At 57.5% G+C, this 4,958-nt stretch carries 4 protein-coding genes and 1 tRNA gene; 4 read left to right on the top strand and 1 reads right to left on the bottom strand.

The features are described from left to right. Positions 1 to 1,718, top strand: a 1,718-nt coding sequence (locus tag QZZ60_RS10515) for a glucoamylase family protein (RefSeq protein ID WP_295641211.1), incomplete at its 5' end; no start/stop codon positions are given. A 621-nt stretch (positions 1,719 to 2,339) separates the two neighbouring features. On the opposite strand, the gene QZZ60_RS10510 is transcribed toward QZZ60_RS10515, so the two are convergent. Continuing rightward, a tRNA-Arg gene (locus QZZ60_RS10510) sits at positions 2,340 to 2,416 on the bottom strand. A gap of 186 nt (positions 2,417 to 2,602) precedes the next feature. Here QZZ60_RS10510 and hflK point away from each other — a divergent pair. The 3 genes from hflK to QZZ60_RS10495 form a co-directional block, all read left to right on the top strand. After that, on the top strand, positions 2,603 to 3,778 hold the full coding sequence (hflK, locus tag QZZ60_RS10505; RefSeq protein ID WP_295641209.1) for an FtsH protease activity modulator HflK: 1,176 nt from the start codon (positions 2,603 to 2,605) through the stop codon (positions 3,776 to 3,778). A gap of 5 nt (positions 3,779 to 3,783) precedes the next feature. After that, complete coding sequence (gene hflC, locus QZZ60_RS10500; protein ID WP_295641213.1) at positions 3,784 to 4,626, top strand: protease modulator HflC; 843 nt, start codon at positions 3,784 to 3,786, stop codon at positions 4,624 to 4,626. Positions 4,627 to 4,636: 10 nt separating this feature from the next. After that, on the top strand, positions 4,637 to 4,958 hold a 322-nt coding region (locus tag QZZ60_RS10495; protein ID WP_295641207.1), incomplete at its 3' end, for a helix-turn-helix domain-containing protein.

Below are 4,958 nucleotides of genomic sequence, written 5' to 3'. Positions count from 1 at the left end.
GGTGGATGGTTATGAATCTGAAAAAACGTGTTTTTGGGGTCGTTGCTTTTGCCGTTCTGATGTTCCCCTGCCTTGTGTTTGCCGTTCAGGAGCAGAAGACCGCCGCCGCTCAGAAGCAGCCCGAAGCCGTTCAGGCCGAAGCGGCGACGCTGAACGACTTTACGCCCGACGATGCCTTCAGGAAGGATCGTCTTCTGCTCGACAGGCTGCAGTATGACGCCTTCCGCTATATCTGGGAGCATACGTTCCCGGAGTCCGGCCTGGCCTATGAGGACAGCCGCAACAAGGAAACGGGACAGGCCACCATAGGCGGCTCGGGTTTCGGCGTGGCGGCCATAGTCGTGGCCGCGGAGCGCGGCTGGATTTCCCGTGAGGCGGCTGCGGAACGTGTGCTGAAAATCGCCACCTTCCTGCGCGACAAGACGGACAGAAAGAATCTTCACGGTGCGTTTCCTCACTGGCTTGACGGACGCACGGGCAAAACCGTGTCCTTCGGCGAGCAGGACAACGGCGCCGACCTTGTGGAAACGGCCTTCATGATGCAGGGACTGCTCATCGCCCGCTCCTACTTTTCTGCCGATACGGACCAGGAAAAGGCGCTGCGCGACTGCATTACCGAGCTGTGGCATGACGTGGACTGGCACTGGTTCACGAAGTCGGAGAACAACGGGCTGTACTGGCACTGGAGCCCTACGGCCGACTTCGGCATGGGCATGAAGATTTCCGGCTTCAACGAGGCCATGATGGCCTATGTGCTGGCGCTCGGTTCTCCCACGCATCCCATTTCCCGCGAAGCTGCGCAGTTCTGGTATTCCACGGACGAGTATCAGCCCAAGACCGGCAACGGCTATACCATCGAAGCCGCCAATGATTATGCCGGATGCATGTTCCTTTCCCATTATTCCTTCATAGGTCTGGATCCTCGCCGCATGGCCGATGCGCATGTCCGCCGCGGCTACATGGTCCGCAACATTACCCATACCCTCATGAACCGCGCCTACGCGCTGGAGTCGGCCCCTGCCGAGCATCAGTTCAGTGAGGGGTTCTGGGGACTCACGGCCTGTGACGTGAAGGGCGGCTACCGCTATCAGTCCGCCTACAATGAAATAGGAACGGTGGCGCCCACGGCCGCGCTTTCCTCCATGCCGTATACGCCGGAGTATTCCATGCGCGTGCTCTGGAACATTTACGACAATTACAAGGACAAGCTGTGGGGTCCCTACGGCCCTTACGACGCCTTCAGTCTCAAGGACGACTGGTTCGACAACAGCTACCTCGCCATTGATCAGCTGCCCATCGTGAGCATGGTGGAAAACTACCGCAGCGGTCTTCTCTGGTCGCTGTTCATGAACATTCCCGAAGTGCAGGAAGGCCTTGCCCGCATGGGCGTGCAGCCTCTGCCTGCCGCCAACGGCTTCCCGAATGTGGTCGTCCCGCTTAAAAAGACGGAGTCCGGCTATGAAATGGACGCACTGGATCTTCGTCGCCATCCCGATACCGGCATGTACATGGTGCCCTACAGCTGCGAAAATGACGGCATGGTGTTCTTCACCCTGGAGGATGCTTCCGGCAAGGTCATCAAGCAGTTCACCCGCGAGGGCCGCAAGGGTGACAATGTTCTGGAGTTCCCCCAGTTCATGCCCAAAAGCCAGGAGACGCTGCAGCTTATCATGCACATAGGTGACCTGACCGCGGGAATTCCGGTTCGCCTGAATTGATCTGAGCACGGACGCGTTTCCGCATACGCTTTCGTGGACGTTTCTGCCGCGTCTGTCCGGTCTGATCGGACAGACGCGGTTTTTCGTGGCGGCATCGGCGGCGCTGGGAAGACGCAGAGCCAATCAGTCTGCATATGCAGTCAGGGAGCACGCGCATTTCTCTGCGGCAACAGACGTCTTTTCGTGGAAGCTTTGCACTTCGGGTCTGCGGAAAGTCTTCCTTTTTCAGGCTTGAAAGAAGAGAGACGGTTCTTTGTTCCGAGGGCTTCCCCGTCATGTTCGGGCGACAGGGATGACACGGCATTTGAATCCGGTATCGGGCGTACCGGCGACTGCGAAGCTGCGGCAGCATTTCCACAGCGGGAAACGTGATGCGGTCGGCCCGGGAGCGGGGAAAAGGGGCCGTGAGTCGCTTTCCGAAGTCGGGATGGCGTTTTGATCGGGAGGTCTGCCGTTTGGGAAGACGGAGGCTTGCCTTTGGACGTTGGAGAAGTTCCGACAGACAGAAGAGGAGAGAGGCGGTCGGCGGGACCGGAGAAGAGGGACGGAGCACAAGCGCCGTGTCGGAAAAAGGGTAAGAAAAAAGGCTTATGAGTAATCTCATAAGCCTTTGCTCTCGAATGGTGCGCCCGGAGAGATTCGAACTCCCGACCCACAGGTTCGTAGCCTGTTGCTCTATCCAGCTGAGCCACGAGCGCCCGACAACCGCCAACATAGGCAAAACCTCCATGGCCGTCAAGCATTTTTTTGTGATCTTCGTTCATTTTTTTTGTTTTCCTGTGCGGGCGGTCAAAATCCGACGCTCGACAATGCCTGAAAGCTTGCGCTCGAATCCCGACTTCTGCCTTGACCATGCAGAAAACGTGTCATAATTTACTCTTATTATGAACTGGGACTGGGACAAATTACAGGAAAAGCGGCAACAGCAGCAGAAAAACGGCTGGGGTTCCGCGGGCAAGGGCAACTGGGGAAGACACGATGATGATCGTGATGATCCTCAGAACAACGACGACAACCGCAACAGGCAGGGCGGCGGTTCATCCAGAGGCGGACGCCCTTCGTTTTCGTGGCCGAAAGTTCCGCAGATCGACGGATTGCCGAAGCTGCGCTGGCTGGTTCTGGCGGCTCTTGTGGTGTGGGGACTTTCCGGCATCTACATCGTGCAGCCTGATGAGTCCGGCGTCGTGCTTCGTTTCGGCCGCTATGTGCGTACCGAAACCCCGGGACCGCACATTCATCTGCCGTATCCCATAGAAACGGTGTATAAGCCCAAGGTTACCCAGGTTCGTCAGACGGCCGTGGGCTATCGTGCACAGTCCGTCGGCGGCGTGTTTCAGCAGGGCCGGGTTCAGACCGTGAATGAAGAGTCGGCCATGCTCACGGGTGACGAGAACATCATCAACGTGCAGTTCAACATTCAGTATCAGATCAAGCCCGACGGCGCGGTGGATTACCTGTTCAACGTGATTCAGCCCGATCAGGTGGTCAAGCGCGCGGCCGAAGCCTCCATGCGCGAGGTCATAGGAAAGACCACGCTCGATTCCGCGCTTACCGACGGTCGCGTGCAGATACAGAACGACGTGGCCGATCTGCTTCAGCGCATTCTCGATAGGTATCAGGTCGGCGTTCAGGTCGTTGCCGTGCAGATGCAGGACGTGCAGCCTCCCAAGGAAGTGAGCGACTCCTTCAAGGATGTGGCGAGCGCCCGTGAGGACAAGCAGCGCAGCATCAATGAAGCCGAAGCCTATCGCCGCGACATTCTGCCCAAGGCTCAGGGCCAGGCTCAGGAAATGATCAACAAGGCCGAGGCCTATAAGGAAACGCGTGTGCGCGAGGCCGAAGGCGAGGCTCAGCGATTCCTTTCCGTGCTTGCCGAATATGAAAAGGCCGAGGACGTGACGAAAAAACGTATGCTCTACGAAACGTTTGAAGACATTTTGAGCAAGCCCGGCATGGAAAAGCTGGTGCTTCCGTCCGATACGGGCAGCCATGTGCTTCCCCTGCTTCCGCTCGACAGCTGGAAGAGCAGCGACGCATCCAAGGGAGGAGCGCAGAAATGAAAGCCATGAAGCCCGTGTTTTTTGTGTTTCTCCTGCTGGTTGTGGTCGTAGGGCTTCAGCAGAGCCTTTTCATTGTGGATCAGACTCAGCAGGCGCTGGTCATCCAGCTCGGCCATCCTCTGGACAAGGTCTATCGTCCGGGGCTGCATTTCAAGATTCCCTTCATTCAGAACGTCGTGTACTTTGAAGCCCGCATTCTGGACTATGACGCCCGTCCTGCAGAAGCTTTGACGAGTGATCTCAAGTCCATCGTCCTTGACAACTATGCCCGCTGGAACATTGTCGATCCTCTGCGTTTTTACCGCACCATGCGTACGGAACACAACGCGCAGGCTCGTCTTGATGCCGTCATCTATTCTCAGATACGCGCACACATCGGTCGCCATACGCTCACGCAGGTGGTGGCCGACGAGAGGACGTCCATCATGGATTCCGTGACGGAGAAAGCCTCTCAGCAGATGAAGGAGTTCGGCATAGAGATTGTGGATGTGCGCATCAAGCGCACCGACCTCCCCGCCGAAAACCAGCGGGCCATTTTTGACCGCATGCGGGCTGAACGTGAGCGTCAGGCCACGCAGTACCGGTCGGAAGGCGCAGAGGAATCAACCAAGATCCGTTCCGGCGCCGACAAGGAACGTGCCGTCATTCTCGCCGAGGCCAACAAGCAGGCTCAGGTGCTCAGAGGTCAGGGCGATGCCGAAGCGGCCCGCATTTATGCCGATGCCTTCTCCCGTTCGCCGGAGTTCTTCTCCTTCCAACGTGGACTGGAGGCGTTGCGCAAGTCTTTGGGAGAAAATACCCGCATGGTTCTCACCCCGGACAGTCCGCTTCTTCAGCCCATCAAATAGCGGGGAATGCATGGAACGGCTGGATATGGACGAGTTTGACGCTGTCTATGCCAGAATGCTCTTTGTTTCCCGAAGGCGTACGCAGGCGGAACTGGCCGAGCTTCTCAATCTGCAGCAGGGAAGCATCTCGGAAGCCAAGAAAAGGGGAATCATTCCTTTGTCGTGGTGCGTGCGCATTTCTGACCTTTTCAATGTCCATATGGATTGGCTGCGTTTTGGTGAGCCTCCGGTCTTCATGAGTCCCGTGACAAAAGGATTTGAGCCTCGAGAAGAGGTCGTGTCAGCATTGCGTCAGCCTCCGCCTCCGGCACTGGAAGAAGATCGCCCCGGCG

The sequence above is a fragment of the uncultured Mailhella sp. genome (assembly GCF_905187505.1).
Lineage (GTDB): Bacteria > Desulfobacterota > Desulfovibrionia > Desulfovibrionales > Desulfovibrionaceae > Mailhella.
This window is presented reverse-complemented; position numbering and strand designations above follow the sequence as displayed.

What these genes read in the sequence shown, in the direction of transcription:
- hflC (WP_295641213.1), top strand. Translation starts at nt 3,784, where the DNA reads ATGAAGCCCGTGTTTTTTGTGTTTCTCCTGCTGGTTGTGGTCGTAGGG.
- hflK (WP_295641209.1), top strand. Translation starts at nt 2,603, where the DNA reads ATGAACTGGGACTGGGACAAATTACAGGAAAAGCGGCAACAGCAGCAG.